Origin of the sequence: Bacteroides faecis MAJ27 (assembly GCF_900106755.1) — a bacterium.
Taxonomy (GTDB): domain Bacteria; phylum Bacteroidota; class Bacteroidia; order Bacteroidales; family Bacteroidaceae; genus Bacteroides; species Bacteroides faecis.
In genome coordinates this window covers 270,782-287,095 of sequence record NZ_FNNN01000001.1, presented here as the reverse complement: position 1 = coordinate 287,095, position 16,314 = coordinate 270,782, and the positions used below count along the sequence as shown (strand labels likewise).

Sequence of the window (16,314 nt, the reverse complement as noted above, 5' to 3'; positions counted from 1 at the left end):
TCCTCTCACAGACTGTCAGTTGCCGGAAGTGTTGGCTGCTTTCAGTGCTTCCTCTACCTGATTCGTCAGGCTGATGAATTCTTCTACCGATAGCTGTTCCGGGCGTTTGTTGAATAAGGCGTCCTCTGTCAGCGGGCAGTCTTTGCCTAAAATCGGTTTGATAGAGTTGCGCAATGTTTTACGCCGTTGGTTGAAGGTGGTCTTCACTACTTGTTTGAACAGCTTTTCGTCGCATCCCAGATTTTGCGTGTCATTGCGTGTCATCCGGATGACGGCGCTTTTAACTTTGGGAGGCGGGTTGAAAACATGTTCGCTGACGGTAAAGAGATATTCTACTTTATACCATGCCTGTATCAGTACACTCAGGATGCCGTAGGTTTTACTGCCCGGTCCGGCAGCGATACGTTCGGCTACTTCCTTCTGGATCATTCCGGTACAGCAGGGGATGATGTCTTTGTTTTCCAGCATCTTGAAAAATATCTGGCTGGAGATGTTGTATGGGTAATTACCGGTCAGAACGAAAGGCTTTCCGTCGAACAACCGGTGAAGATTCATTTTCAGAAAATCGTCTTCGATAATGTGATCTTCCAGTGACGGATAGGCTTCGCGGAGATAGGCAACCGATTCGTAGTCCACTTCAACGACTTTTACCAACCGGTCCTTTTTTACCAGAAACTGTGTCAATACCCCCATGCCCGGTCCTACCTCCAATATCGGCAATTCGGGAAAGGTGTCGACTGTATCGGCAATATCCTGCGCTACTTTCAAATCTTTCAGAAAGTGCTGTCCGAGAAACTTTTTAGGCTTTACTAATTTCATTTACCAACTAAATAATTACTTTTGCAGCCGACAAAGGTAATTCTTTTAAATGAAGAATGAAGAATTAAGGATGAAGAAACTACTAAAAAAGACGCTGAAACTGATATTACCGATCGTTTTAGGCGGCTTTATTCTATATTGGGTTTATCGCGACTTTGATTTCGCCGAAGCCGGCGAGGTATTGCGGCATGGCACGAACTGGTGGTGGATGCTCTTCTCTCTCTTGTTTGGAGTGCTTGCCCAGGTGTTCCGCGGATGGCGGTGGCGGCAGACGCTGGAACCGTTGGATGCTTTTCCCAAGAGAAGTGACTGCGTGAATGCCATTTTTGTTTCGTATGCTGCCAGTCTGATTGTTCCCCGGATAGGGGAGGTGAGTCGTTGCGGTGTATTGGCGAAGTACGATAATGTCTCGTTTGCCAAGTCGCTGGGGACAGTGGTGACGGAACGACTGGTAGATACACTGACCATTCTTCTGATTACCGGTGTGACTGTGCTGCTGCAAATGCCGATCTTTGTCACTTTCCTGGAAAACACAGGTACCAAAATACCTTCTTTGATACACCTTCTGACTTCAGTATGGTTCTATATCGTCCTATTTTGCTTTATCGGGGTAGCGGTCCTCCTTTATTATTTACGGAAGACGCTGTTTTTCTATGAACAGGTGAAAGGCTTTGTTCTGAATATTTGGGAAGGGATCATGTCTTTGAGAGGTGTACGTAATATTCCTTTGTTCATCTTTTATACATTAGCCATCTGGGCTTGTTATTTTTTTCATTTCTATTTTACGTTCTATTGCTTCGCTTTTACGGCTCATCTGGGGGTAATGGCGGCCTTAGTAATGTTTGTAGGTGGCACGTTTGCTGTCATTGTGCCAACTCCTAACGGGGCGGGACCGTGGCATTTTGCCATCATCTCCATGATGATGCTTTACGGAGTAAATGTAACGGATGCCGGAATATTTGCTCTAATTGTGCACGGTATTCAAACTTTTTTGGTAGTTTTGTTGGGTGTATATGGTTTGGCGGCTTTGTCGTTTACCAATAGACAGCGAAAGTAATCACTTAATAAAAAATAGATTTGTTATGAGTACTATTCTTTCTTTAGCTCCACAGAATGTGTGGAAGCATTTTTATTCGTTGACTCAGATTCCCCGTCCGTCCGGACACATGGAGAAAGTGACTGACTTCCTGATGAACTTCGGAAAAGGTTTGGGATTGGAATCTTTTGTAGACGGAGCGGGTAATGTGATTATCCGTAAGCCGGCAACTCCGGGCATGGAAAACCGGAAAGGTGTAATTCTTCAGGCACACATGGATATGGTTCCTCAGAAGAACAATGATACGGTTCATGATTTTGAAAAAGATCCTATCGAAACTTATATAGATGGCGACTGGGTGAAAGCCAGAGGCACTACTTTGGGTGCAGATAACGGACTTGGGGTAGCTGCTATCATGGCTGTGCTGGAAGCGAATGATTTGAAACATGGTCCTCTGGAAGCACTGATCACCAAAGATGAAGAAACCGGAATGTACGGTGCATTCGGCTTAAAACCGGGTACGGTAAACGGAGAAATCCTGCTGAACCTTGACTCAGAGGATGAAGGTGAACTGTATATCGGTTGTGCCGGAGGTATGGATGTGACTGCTACGCTGGAATATAAAGAAGTAGCTCCCGAAGAAGGCGATATCGCTGTTAAAGTCACTCTGAAAGGCTTACGCGGCGGACACTCCGGATTGGAAATCAATGAGGGACGTGCCAATGCCAATAAACTGCTGGTTCGTTTCGTACGTGAAGCGGTTGCCAGCTATGAAGCTCGCTTGGTAAGCTGGGACGGGGGTAATATGCGCAACGCTATTCCTCGTGAAGCATGTGCCGTACTTGCCATTCCTGCTGAAAACGAAGAAGAACTGCTGGGACTGGTGAAATATTGCGAAGACCTGTTCAATGAAGAATATGCTGCGATTGAAACTCCGATCAGTTTTACGGCAGAGCGTGTAGAACTTCCTGCCGGTGAAGTGCCCGAAGAGATTCAGGATAATCTGATTGATGCTATCTTTGCTTGTCAGAATGGCGTGACTCGTATGATCCCGACCGTTCCCGACACGGTAGAAACATCCTCCAATCTGGCTATCATTACGATTGGCGGAGGTAAGGCAGCGATTAAGATTCTGGCTCGTAGCTCCAGTGATAGCATGAAAGAATATCTGACTACCAGTCTTGAATCCTGCTTCTCAATGGCAGGTATGAAGGTAGAAATGACCGGAGGTTATTCCGGATGGCAGCCGAATGTTGACTCACCGATTTTGCATGCGATGAAGGAATCCTATAAACAGCAGTTTGGTGTAGAACCTGCTGTGAAGGTAATCCATGCGGGATTGGAATGTGGTATTATCGGTGCTATTATTCCGGGGCTGGATATGATTTCGTTTGGTCCGACGTTACGTTCACCGCATTCACCGGACGAAAGAGCACTGATTCCTACTGTACAGAAGTTCTACGATTTTCTGGTAGCTACTTTAGCACAGACTCCGATGAAATAAGTATTCTTTTCCTATTATATAAATAGGCGTCATATAGTAAAAGGCATGAAAGATAATCTTTCGTGCCTTTTTGTCATAGTTGCTGCCATTGATATTACAATTCTGTCTCGTAACAAATAAATTAATTGATGCAAATCAATTAATATGCTGTAAAACATAAAATTCTGGCTTTTTTAGGTATAACGTATAAACAAAGGTCGTATTTTTGTGTTGTAAAACATGTAAATAGGAGGATAACAAAATGAAAAAGTTAGAAAGATTGTTTAGAAAGATCGGCAGTGCCGATGTACATGTTTGGGGATATTCAACACTTGGCATACTCCCCAAGGAAAAAGCTTGATTTTTTAGTTTTCAGGTATTAGTAATTTTAAAAGTTTAAAGATTATGGCAAAGAAAATGAGTTCATTCATTAGAAAAATCCTCAGTGAAGTAGGTCGCAACGAAATGCTTTCATGGGGGTACAGAATTGAAAAATGAGATTCAGTACATTAACTAAGCTTAAGTGGGGATGCGTGATTGAAAACGTTATCCCCACTTTTTTTATCTTCTCTTACTACTGCTTACTTCTCTGTAAAAGTGTTTTTTAAGCTAAAAAGTACAAATCTTTAAACTTTATTTCTTTACTTTGTTATTTATACAGAGAGATATATCAAACTTAAACTGGATAAATTATGAAAATAAAGCAGATGTGTATGCTGGTGCTGTTATGGTTGGGAGTGATTCCGGCGATGCAGGCACAGACGTTCGACAAATTGTGGAAAGAGGTGGAGCAGGCGGAAAAGAAAAGCCTGCCTCAAACAGTGATAAAGCTGACAGGCGAGATCTATCAGAAAGGAGAGATGGAAAAGAACTCTCCGCAAATGTTGAAAGCGTATATGTGGCGGATGAAGTATCGGGATATGCTGACTCCTGACAGCCTTTATACAAGCCTGCAGGAGTTGGAACAATGGGCTAAGCAAGCTGACAAACCGATGGACCGGGCTATATTGCATTCATTGATCGCAGGAATGTATGCAGATTATGCCGCTAATAACCAATGGCAACTCCGGCAGCGGACGGAAATTGCAGGCGAAGCTCCCTCGGCAGATATGAGAGAATGGACAGCCAATATGTTTGTAGAGAAAGTCAGGACGAATGTCAAAGAAGCAATGGCAGATTCTGTGTTATTGCTCAATACTTCTTCACGTACTTATATTCCTTTTGTAGAGTTGGGCGAAACAAGTGAATACTATCATCATGATATGTATCATTTACTGGCTTCCCGCAGCATTGAAGCATTGCAGCGGATACAGGGGCTGGATCGTACGACTCCGATAGAGGCCTATTCGGAGGAAACTTCTTCTGAAAAAGAATCGTTGGTGAAACAGGATATTGAACGTATATATGATCAGATGCTCACTTCTTATAAAGCCAAGGGGGATAAGGAAGGGTGTTTGCTGACAAGTCTGAATTATTTGAATTGGAAGCATGGCACCTCGAAGAGTTTTCGTGAGCCTTTTAGAGTGAAGAAAGGCGGTACTTATATGACATTCGATCCTTATGAAACAGGGCTGGATGCATTGAAAACCGAGTATAAGTCGTTAGATCTTTGTGCTGAAGTGTATTTGGCTCAGGCTAATAATGCGATTGGGAAAGAACAGGAAACTGTTGCTTTGCAACTTTGTGACGAGGCGATCCGTTTGTATCCCGGTTACCGCAGAATCAATGCATTGAAGAACCTTCGCGAAGATATCCTGGCACCTTCTCTGAATGTGACTGCGGCTGCTACGGCTTTTCCCGGTGAGGAAATAGAGATAAGGGCTTCGCACAAGAATCTGGACGGATTTACGCTTCGGCTCTATCAGGCTAAGAAAATGACAAAGGAGCAGCATTTTGCAGTTCTCCGTCCGAAAGATTACCGGACACAGGATACAGTATTTACATTCAAGGCACCGGAAGTTGGAGAATATGTAATGCGTATTGTTCCGGATATTCGTGCAAAGAGAGACGGTGAAAGTAAATTTAATGTCACGCGTCTCAAGGCATTGACTTGTCGTTTGCCGGGAAATCAGTATGAGGTAGTGACACTGGACGGACAAACGGGCCATCCTGTTCCGAATGCAAAGATAACTCTTTATACAAATGATGAAAAAGTATTGCAGGAATTCACGGCAGGAGCAGATGGAAAAGTGGTATTCCCTTGGAAATCAGAATACAGATATTTGAAAGCTACCAAAGGTGCGGATATTGCTATGCCGTTTCAAGGTATCTATGGCGGAAGCTATGGATATTATGGAGATGAAAATAAGGTTTCGGAACAAATGACCCTGTTGACAGACCGTTCTTTGTATCGTCCCGGACAGACTGTGTATGTGAAAGGAATTGCTTATGCACAAAAATCGGATACGGCGAATGTGCTTCCGAACAAAGAATATACTGTGATATTGACAGATGCGAACGATCAGGAAGTCGGACAGAAAAAGGTACGTACCAATGAATTCGGTTCGTTTGCCACAGATTTTGCATTGCCTTCGGCCTGCTTGAATGGGATGTTCTCGTTGAAGGCCGGAAATGGCAGGACAAGTATTCGCGTGGAAGATTATAAACGCCCGACATTCGATATCACTTTTGAGAAACAGACAGGAAGTTATCAACTGGGAGATCAGGTAGAGGTAAAAGGTAAGATACAGTCTTATAGCGGTGTTTTATTGCAGGATCTTCCCGTGAAATATACCGTGAAGCGTTCTGTCTTTAGTTTGTGGCGGTTTGCGGAAAGCACACAGATCGCTTCCGGTGAGGTGACTGCCAATGAGAACGGGGAATTTACGATACCGGTCCGTCTGGAAGAAAATGATGCTTATAAGAATGATGCCAGAGTATACTACCGTTATTCGATAGAAGCTACTGCAACCAATGTGGCGGGTGAAACGCAGTCTTCTACAGATGTGATTGCAGCAGGTAACCGTTCGTTGGTTTTGCAGACCGAGTTAGCTGATAAGACTTGTAAAGATAAGCCGTTTCATACCGTATTTAAGGTACAGAATCTGAATGGTCAGCCTGTCGAAGTGACGGGTACGTTCAATTTGTACAAAGCCCAAGATGCGGATTTCAAGAAACTGGATGAGAAGCCGGTGGCAACAGGAACGTTCACTTCTAACGAAGAAATGACGATTCATTGGGGAAATCTTCCTTCCGGACCTTATGTATTGAAAGCAACGGTGAAAGATACACAAGGCAAGGAAGTGACAGCTGATGCGAATACGATTCTTTTCTCTTCGAAGGATCAGCGTCCGCCGATTGAAACGACTGTGTGGTTCTATGAGGCAAATACGGAATTTGATGCTGAGCATCCGGCAATGTTCTGCTTCGGGACTTCGAAGAAAGAGGCTTATGTGATGATGAATGTATTTTCCGGAAATGAACTGCTGGAAAGTAAAGTCATGAACTTGTCCGATACGATTGTACACTTTAAATATCCGTATAAGGAAAGTTATGGAGAAGGTGTCTTTGTCAACTTCTGCATGGTAAGGGACGGACAGGTATATCAGGAACAGGTCCGATTGAAGAAACGCCTGCCGGACAAGACGTTGACAATGAAGTGGGAAGTATTTCGTGATAAACTGCGTCCCGGACAAAAAGAGGAATGGAAGCTGACGATTAAGACACCGCAAGGACAGGCTGCCGAGGCAGAAATGTTAGCGACTATGTACGACGCTTCGTTGGATAAGATATGGAATAGAAAGCAGAATTTCAGTATTTATTATAATCAGCTCATCCCTTATTCCAATTGGATGAGTGGATATTTCGGCAATAATTCGTTCAATTACTGGTGGAATCAAAAATATCTCAAGGTGCCGGCAATGGAGTATGATCATTTTGTGACGCAACTATCCATTGAGCATTTCTTGTCTGCCCAGTTGGGAGGGGTACCGGTAATTGTTAGTGATGCTATGGATCAAGCATCATCTAGGACTATACGTATTAGAGGTACAAATACATATGCTGCAAAAGGGAAAGTGGAAATGGTTGGAGCTGTAGCTTCTAATGCTGCAATGGAAGTTGCAATGGATGCGGCAGGAAATATTGAAGAGGAAACCCTCCCTGAAGCCCCTGCCGACTTGCGTACCAATTTGGCGGAAACAGCTTTCTTCTACCCGCAACTCCGTACTAATGAGCAGGGAGAAGTTTCCTTTTCTTTCACTATGCCCGAGAGTCTGACCCGTTGGAACTTCCGCGGATATTCTCATACGAAAGGAATGCTGACGGGTACATTGGATGGTGAAGCTACTACGAGCAAAGAATTTATGCTGACTCCCAATCTTCCCCGTTTTGTTCGTGTCGGAGATAAGACGTCTATTGCTGCTTCTATTTCCAATATGACCGGAAAGCTGCAGGTCGGTACAGTGAGCATGATTCTCTTTGACCCGATGACGGAAAAGGTGATCAGTACACAGAAACAGAAGTTTACCGTAGAAGCCGGAAAGACAATAGGGGTTAACTTCATGTTTAGCGTGAGTGATAAATACGAGATACTGGGCTGCCGGATGATTGCTGACAGCGGTACATTCAGTGATGGTGAGCAGCAGTTGCTTCCGGTGCTTAGCAACAAAGAGCATTTGGTAGAAACTCTTCCGATGCCTGTCCGTGGAGAAGAGACACGTATTTTCTCTCTCGACAGCCTGTTCAATCATCACAGTAAAACTGCGACTGACCGTAAACTGACTGTCGAGTTTACCGGAAATCCGGCCTGGTATGCTATTCAAGCATTGCCTTCATTGAGTCTCCCGGAAAACAATAATGCTATTTCATGGGCTACCGCCTACTATGCAAATACGTTGGCTTCTTATATAATGAATAGTCAGCCACGCATCAAGGCTGTATTCGATAGCTGGAAACTTCAGGGTGGCAATAAAGAAACTTTCCTGAGTAACCTGCAAAAAAATCAGGAGGTGAAGAACATTCTGTTGTCTGAGTCTCCATGGGTGCTCGAAGCGCAAACGGAAGAACAGCAGAAAGAACGCATCGCCACTCTGTTTGATCTGAATAATATCCGTAGCAATAACATTGCCGCTTTGACAAGATTACAGGAATTGCAGAATTCAAGCGGAGCATGGTCCTGGTACAAAGGAATGAGCGGCAGCCGCTATGTCACTACGTACATTGCCGAATTGAACGCCCGTCTTGCTATGATGACCGGTGGGAAACTGGATGGTGCAGCACTTGCTTTACAGAAAAATGCCTTTACCTATCTCCATCAGGAAGCTTTGAAGGAGTATAAAGAAATTCTCAAAGCACAGAAAGATGGTGTGAAGTTTACAGGTGTTTCCGGAAGTATCCTGCAATATCTGTATCTGGTCGCAATTTCGGGTGAACAAGTCCCTGCTGCCAATAAATCTGCCTATACTTATTATCTCTCCAAGGTGGGTGAAATGCTCACGACCGCTTCGATGGATACGAAGGCGATAGCTGCCATTATTCTGGATAAAGCAGGACGGAAGAAAGAAGCTCAGGAATTTGTTGCTTCCTTGAAAGAGCATCTGACGAAGACAGCCGAACAGGGAATGTTCTTCGCTTTCAATGAAAACCCGTACGCTTGGGGTGGAATGAAGATGCAGGCTCATGTAGACGTGATGGAAGCATTGGAATTGATAGGCGGAAATAACGATACTGTAGAAGAAATGAAACTTTGGCTGCTGAAGCAGAAACAGACGCAGCAGTGGAATTCTCCGGTAGCTACTGCCGATGCTGTCTATGCTTTACTGATGAAAGGCGTAAACTTGCTCGATAATCAGGGAGATGTGCGTATTGTTATTGCTGATGAGGTACTGGAGACCGTTTCTCCAAGTAAGACGACTGTGCCGGGGTTAGGCTATATCAAACGTTCGTTTACACAGAAGAATGTGGTAGACGCTCGTAAGATAGAAGTCGAAAAGAGAAATCCGGGCATTGCGTGGGGAGCTGTTTATGCGGAATATGAATCACCGGTCAGCGATGTGAGACAACAGGGAGGAGAGCTGAATGTACAAAAACAACTCTATGTAGAACGTATGGTGAACAATGCCCCTCAACTGCAACCTGTTACTGAAAAGACGGTTCTTCAGGTAGGCGATAAGATCGTTTCCCGTTTGAGCATTCGTGTAGACCGTCCGATGGACTTTGTACAGTTGAAAGACCAGCGGGGAGCCTGCTTCGAACCGATCGGCAGTGTATCCGGTTACAATTGGAGTAATGGAATCGGTTATTATGTAGATATCAAAGATGCTTCCACTAACTTCTTCTTCGACCATCTGGGCAAAGGAGTGTATGTATTGGAGTATGGCTATCGCATCAGCAGAGCAGGAACCTATGAGACCGGCTTGGCTACGATGCAATGCGCCTATGCGCCGGAATACGCTTCCCATTCTGCTTCAATGACAATAATTATCAAATAGTTCAGGGAGGGGATTTCTTGTCCACCGATGAGAAAGGCGTTCCCCACCGATGAAGAAGGTGTTCCCCACCGATGAAGGCCTCCCTCATCGGTGGGGAACTTTTTGTTGATGAATACTGCCTTGCAGGAGCCGTCACCGGGTAAAGTATTTTCTCAAACGGTGTTAATCTATGTAATCTGTGATGAAAAACTCATCTAAAACTCCTACATTTGTGGACCAAAATAAAATATATCACATGAAACGTACTTTACTATTGATATTTACACTGCTTACTGTCACTTTGGCGGCTGTTGCCCAACCTCGTATTTCTTCTAATAAGGAGACGCACAACTTTGGACAAATAGAATGGAAAAAGCCGGTAACAGTGGAATATACGATCACCAATACCGGAAACGAGCCGTTAGTGCTGACAAATGTCACTACTTCCTGTGCCTGTGCTGTAGCAGACTGGACAAAGGAACCGATTGCTCCGGGTGCCAAAGGAACCGTAAAAGCTTCTTTTGATGCGAAAGCACTGGGGCGTTTTGATAAGTCAATAGGTATCTATAGCAATGCCACCCCGAATCTGGTTTATCTGAAATTCACCGGTGAGGTAGTGCAGGAAATCAAAGATTATTCAAAGATTCTTCCTTATGCTATCGGTAATATCCGCATTGACCGTGACGAGTTCTCTTTCCCCGATGTTTATCGTGGACAGCAACCGTCTATGACATTCAGCATTGCCAACCTTTCCGACCGCCCTTACGAACCGGTATTGATGCACTTACCTCCTTATCTGAAGATGGAAGCGGAACCTAAAGTACTGCTGAAAGGTAAAAAAGGAACGATTAAACTGACGCTGGATGCCAGCCAGTTGCAAGACTTCGGACTGACACAGACTTCTGTCTACCTGTCCCGTTTCTCCGGTGATAAAGTGAGTGAAGACAATGAGATACCCGTTTCAGCCATTCTTCTTCCCGATTTCTCGCGTATGACGGAGAAAGATTCTTTGAATGCTCCTTCCATCCACATCTCGGAGACGAATATTGACCTGAGTATTCCGTTGATCAAGAAGAATAAAGTCAGCCATGATATATTGATCGCTAATGCGGGCAAGACCCCGTTAGTCATCAGCAAGCTACAGGTATTCAACTCTTCTGTAGGAGTAAGACTGAAAAAAACGGTCATTCCACCGGACGGAATGACCAAGTTGAAAGTGACAATCCACAAGCGGGATGTAGGTAATAAGAAACATCATTTACGTATCTTGATGATTACAAACGACCCGTTGCGTCCGAAAGTTGAAATAAATATCAAACGCTAACTCTTATTGCCATGGAACATCCTGAAAATAACGAAGAATATAAAGGACTCGTTGTCAATAAAGGCATCGAACAGCCCTCATCTGTGAATCCTTATTTGAAACGTAAACCTAAAAAGCGTCAGCTTTCGGTTGCGGAATTTGTAGAAGGTATTGTGAAAGGTGATGTCACTATTCTCAGTCAGGCTGTGACATTGGTGGAGAGTGTGAAGCCCGAACATCAGGCTGTCGCTCAGGAAGTGATTGAGAAGTGTTTACCTTATTCCGGCAATTCCATTCGGGTAGGTATCAGTGGGGTGCCCGGTGCAGGTAAAAGTACATCAATCGATGTATTCGGCCTTCATGTGCTCGAAAAAGGCGGCAAGTTGGCGGTATTGGCCATTGACCCGAGCAGTGAACGCAGTAAAGGCAGTATATTGGGAGACAAGACACGTATGGAGCAGCTTTCCGTACATCCTAATTCATTTATCCGCCCCAGCCCCTCAGCGGGTTCATTGGGAGGAGTCGCAAGGAAGACCCGTGAAACCATTGTGCTTTGCGAAGCTGCCGGATTCGATAAAATCTTTGTGGAAACCGTTGGAGTAGGACAAAGCGAAACGGCGGTTCATTCGATGGTGGATTTCTTCTTGCTGATTCAACTCGCAGGTACGGGAGATGAATTGCAGGGAATCAAACGCGGGATCATGGAAATGGCGGACGGTATTGTGATTAACAAAGCCGACGGAGATAATCTGGAACCTGCCAAGCTGGCTGCCAGTCAATTCCGCAATGCGCTGCATCTGTTTCCGGCTCCCGAATCGGGATGGATTCCGAAAGTATTGACTTATTCCGGTTTTTATAATATCGGCGTGAAGGAAATCTGGGACATGGTGTATGAATATATCGACTTTGTGAAGAAAAACGGCTATTTTGGATATCGCCGTAATGAGCAGAGTAAGTACTGGATGTACGAGACAATTAATGAACAGCTCCGTGATAGTTTCTATCACAATCCTCAGATTGAAGCGATGCTTCAGGAGAAGGAACAACAAGTGTTGCAGGGAAATCTTACTTCGTTTACAGCTGCTAAGAGCCTGCTGGATACCTATTTTGATGAATTAAAACGATGATAAACCGGAAACAGTGATGGATTAAAAAACGACCGAACATTTACCCCCGATAAATATACCCTAATTAGTAATAACCAATTGTTAACTTTAACACCTGATGAACAAAACCTTATTAACCGGGCTTTTGTGTTGTAGTTTGTCAATACAAAGCTTCGCAGACCAACCGTTAGAGGGGTTCGCTTATGGATCAGTGAATGCCCCTACAGGAAAAGAGTGGGAATCTCCCGAAAATCTGGCGCTGAACAAGGAACAGCCGCATGCTTATTTCTTCCCGTTCCAGCATCTGGACAATGCCCGAAAGGTATTACCGGAGAACAGTCAGTTCTGGCAGTCACTCAATGGTGACTGGAAGTTTCACTGGGCACCCGATCCGGACTCCCGCCCTAAAGATTTCTATGAGACGAATTATGATGTAACTTCATGGGATGTGATTCCCGTACCTTCTAGCTGGAACATTTATGGCATTCAAAAAGACGGAAGCCGGAAGTATGGAACCCCTATTTACGTCAACCAACCGGTGATCTTTCAGCATAGCGTGAAAGTGGACGACTGGCGTGGGGGTGTGATGCGTACCCCTCCTGCCAACTGGACCACTTATAAGGACCGGAATGAAGTGGGTTCCTTCCGCCGTGATTTCGAAATTCCGCAGGACTGGGACGGACGTGAGACCTTTATCAGTTTCGATGGTGTCGATTCCTTCTTCTATCTGTGGATTAACGGTCAATATGTGGGCTTCTCCAAGAATTCACGCAATACCGCTGATTTCAATATCACTCCCTATTTGCAGAAAGGTAAGAATACCGTAGCTGCTGAAGTATACCGTAGTTCGGACGGTTCCTTCCTCGAAGCTCAGGATATGTTCCGTTTGCCGGGTATCTTCCGCACGGTTGCCTTGTATTCGGTTCCTAAAGTTCATTTCCGTGACTTGGTTGCCACCCCCGATCTGGATGCTACTTATACAGACGGTTCTTTGACAGTCAATGCTGAGATCCGTAATCTGGGTAAGAAAGCAATAAAAGACTACAAAGTATATTATTCTTTATATGCTAACAAACTTTACTCTGATGAGAATACATTAGTAGATGGATTCCTGTCTCCTGTTATCGACAAAATCGCTCCGAATGAAACAGGCAGTGTTCAGACTGTCCTTAAGGTGAAAGCTCCCAACAAATGGTCGGCGGAGTTTCCTTATCGCTACACATTGGTAGCCGAATTGAAGGATAAGAAGAACAAAACAATTGAGATGGTTTCCACTATTGTCGGTTTCCGGAAGGTGGAGATTAAAGATACTCCTGCCTCCGAAGATGAATTCGGGCTTGCCGGACGATATTATTATGTGAATGGAAAGACGGTCAAACTGAAAGGGGTAAACCGGCACGAATCCAATCCGGGAGTGGGGCATGCCATTACCCGTGAGATGATGGAAAAAGAGATTATGTTGATGAAGCGCGCCAACATCAATCATGTACGTAATTCACATTATCCGGATGATCCGTATTGGTATTTCCTGTGCAACAAATATGGTATTTATCTGGAAGATGAGGCTAATATAGAATCTCATGAATATTATTATGGTGCTGCTTCTCTCTCTCATCCGGTAGAATGGAAAAATGCACACGTAGCACGTGTGATGGAAATGGTGCGTGCCAATGTCAACAATCCGTCTATCGTTATCTGGTCGTTGGGCAATGAAGCCGGACCGGGGAAGAACTTTGTGGCTGCTTATGATGCTTTGAAGAAGTTTGATGCTTCCCGCCCTGTACAATATGAACGTAATAATGACATTGTAGATATGGGCTCCAACCAATATCCGTCTATCGGCTGGGTACGCGGAGCCGTTCAGGGGAAATATGACATCAAGTATCCGTTCCATATATCCGAATATGCTCACTCAATGGGGAATGCCTGCGGCAATCTGATTGATTACTGGGAGGCGATGGAATCGACCAATTTCTTCTGTGGCGGTGCTATCTGGGATTGGGTAGACCAGTCTATGTACAATTATGACCCGAAGACAGGTGTTCGTTATCTGGCTTATGGGGGCGACTTTGGTGATACTCCCAATGATGGACAGTTTGTAATGAACGGCATCGTGTTTGGTGACCTTGAACCGAAGCCTCAGTACTATGAAGTGAAAAAGGTATATCAGCACATCGGAGTGAAAGCGTTGGATATTGAAAAAGGAGCATTCGAAATCTTCAATAAGTACTACTTTAAGAATTTGGCAGAGGATTATTTGTTGGTGTGGTCACTCTATGAAGATGGTAAAGCGATACAGACAAGTCAGCCGATGGATATTAACGTAGCTCCACGGCAGCGCATGCAGATTACGCTTCCTTATAATTATGCCTCTCTTAAAAAAGATGCAGAGTACTTTGTAAAAGTCCAATTCATATTGAAAGGTCAAAGACCCTGGGCTGCCAAAGGCTTCCCGATGGCAGAGGAACAGATTTTGTTGAAGGAGGCTACAGACCGCCCATCCATCCGTGAGGTGGCAGCCGGTGCAGGAAAACTGGATGGATTCGTGCTGGACAAGGATACGAAGCGTATCTTTATAAAAGGAGCTGACTTTGAAGCCATATTTGATCCGCAAACCGGAAGTATCTACAGTCTGAAGTATGGCAACGAGACAGTTATCTCCGATGGCAACGGTCCGAAGCTCGATGCTCTCCGTGCTTTTACAAACAATGATAACTGGTTCTATGCTCCCTGGTTCGAACATGGTTTGCACAATCTGATTCATAAAGCAACTGAATATAAAGTGCTGAATAAAGGCAATGGAACTTTGGTCTTGAGCTTTACGGTAGAATCTCAGGCACCGAATGCCGCACGTATTAAGGGCGGTACAAGCTCCGGTAAGAATAGCATCGAAGAACTGACCGACAGAAAATTCGGTAGCAATGACTTTAAATTTATCACTAACCAGATATGGACAGTATATCCGGACGGTTCTATCGAATTGCAGTCCAGCATTACTTCTAATCGTTCAAGTTTGGTGCTGCCGCGTTTGGGCTATGTGATGAAAGTTCCCCAACAATACAGTAACTTCACTTACTATGGACGCGGACCGGTAGATAACTATGCCGACCGTAAGAGCGGACAGTTTATCGAACAGTATACGAATACCGTAGCAGGTGAGTTCGTGAACTTCCCGAAACCTCAGGATATGGGCAATCACGAAGATGTTCGCTGGTGTGCGTTGACCAATCAGGCAGGCAATGGAGCTGTCTTCGTAGCTACCGACCGTCTTTCGGCTTCGGCACTTCAGTACTCGGCTCTCGATCTGATTCTGGCTTCCCATCCTTATCAGTTGCCGAAGGCAGGCGATACCTATCTGCATTTGGATTGTGCAGTGACCGGTTTGGGTGGTAATAGTTGTGGTCAGGGAGGTCCTCTCGTACACGACCGTGTGTTTGCCAACCAGCACAGTATGGGCTTCATCATTCGTCCTGCCGGTAAGGAACTGAGTGTTGTTGCCAATGTTGCCCCTGCGGGAGATCTTCCTCTGTCTATCACCCGCACTCCTGCCGGAATGGTCGAATTGACTTCGGCAAAGAAAGATGCTGTCATTTGTTATAGCATTGACGGAAGTAAGAAAGTGCAGGAATACACAGAACCTGTCCCTATGCGTAACGGAGGTACGATCAAGGCATGGTATAAGGATAGTAAGGATATCAGCAGCACAATGAAGTTTGAGAAAATAGAAAGCATTCAGACGCAAGTTGTGTACGCCAGTAGTCAGGAATCGGGTGAAGGTGATGCTTCTCATCTGACTGACGGCGATCCGAATACCATTTGGCATACCATGTATTCTGTGACAGTAGCCAAATATCCGCATTGGGTAGATTTGGATGCCGGTGAAGTGAAAGAAATCAAAGGATTCACTTACTTGCCACGTCAGAATGGCGGTAACGGTAATATCAAAGATTACTCTATTCAGGTCAGCATGGATGGTAAAGAGTGGGGAGAACCTGTTAATAAAGGAACGTTCGCAAGGGACTCCAAAGAAAAGAGAGTCTTGTTTGACAAACCGGTGAAAGCACGCTATATCCGTTTTACAGCTTTAAGTGAACAGAACGGACAGGATTTTGCATCCGGTGCTGAGATAACGATTCTGGCTAACTAGGAATTATTGA

6 protein-coding genes and 2 pseudogenes are annotated in these 16,314 nt (G+C 44.7%); 7 read left to right on the top strand and 1 reads right to left on the bottom strand.

Translation table 11 applies throughout. From position 1 onward, the window contains the following. Nucleotides 1-15 precede the first annotated feature (15 nt). On the bottom strand, nucleotides 16-819 hold the full coding sequence (gene rsmA / locus BLW31_RS00830; RefSeq protein WP_010536634.1) for a 16S rRNA (adenine(1518)-N(6)/adenine(1519)-N(6))-dimethyltransferase RsmA: 804 nt from the start codon (nucleotides 817-819) through the stop codon (nucleotides 16-18). Between the two features lie 70 nt (nucleotides 820-889). Between rsmA and BLW31_RS00825 the strand changes: the two genes are divergently transcribed. From BLW31_RS00825 to BLW31_RS00800, 7 genes and pseudogenes are all read left to right on the top strand, one after another. Further along, nucleotides 890-1,876 (top strand): lysylphosphatidylglycerol synthase transmembrane domain-containing protein, encoded by a 987-nt coding sequence (locus BLW31_RS00825; RefSeq protein ID WP_010536635.1) that lies wholly within the window; start codon nucleotides 890-892, stop codon nucleotides 1,874-1,876. A 25-nt stretch (nucleotides 1,877-1,901) separates the two neighbouring features. Continuing rightward, nucleotides 1,902-3,359: an aminoacyl-histidine dipeptidase gene (locus tag BLW31_RS00820; RefSeq protein ID WP_010536636.1), complete on the top strand. Its 1,458-nt coding sequence runs from the start codon at nucleotides 1,902-1,904 to the stop codon at nucleotides 3,357-3,359. Between the two features lie 671 nt (nucleotides 3,360-4,030). Next, nucleotides 4,031-7,219 (top strand): annotated as a pseudogene (locus tag BLW31_RS25195) (MG2 domain-containing protein); the annotation flags it as partial. Between the two features lie 210 nt (nucleotides 7,220-7,429). Then, a pseudogene (locus BLW31_RS25190) lies at nucleotides 7,430-9,769 on the top strand (alpha-2-macroglobulin family protein); the annotation flags it as partial. Nucleotides 9,770-10,004: 235 nt separating this feature from the next. After that, the gene (locus BLW31_RS00810; RefSeq protein ID WP_010536638.1) at nucleotides 10,005-11,072 is read left to right on the top strand and encodes a DUF1573 domain-containing protein; all 1,068 of its coding nucleotides are present in this window, start codon (nucleotides 10,005-10,007) and stop codon (nucleotides 11,070-11,072) included. A gap of 11 nt (nucleotides 11,073-11,083) precedes the next feature. Further along, nucleotides 11,084-12,178 (top strand): methylmalonyl Co-A mutase-associated GTPase MeaB, encoded by a 1,095-nt coding sequence (gene meaB / locus BLW31_RS00805; RefSeq protein WP_010536639.1) that lies wholly within the window; start codon nucleotides 11,084-11,086, stop codon nucleotides 12,176-12,178. Between the two features lie 97 nt (nucleotides 12,179-12,275). After that, nucleotides 12,276-16,304, top strand: a complete 4,029-nt coding sequence (locus BLW31_RS00800) for a glycoside hydrolase family 2 TIM barrel-domain containing protein (protein WP_029425298.1) — start codon at nucleotides 12,276-12,278, stop codon at nucleotides 16,302-16,304. The last annotated feature ends 10 nt before the right edge of the window (nucleotides 16,305-16,314 follow it).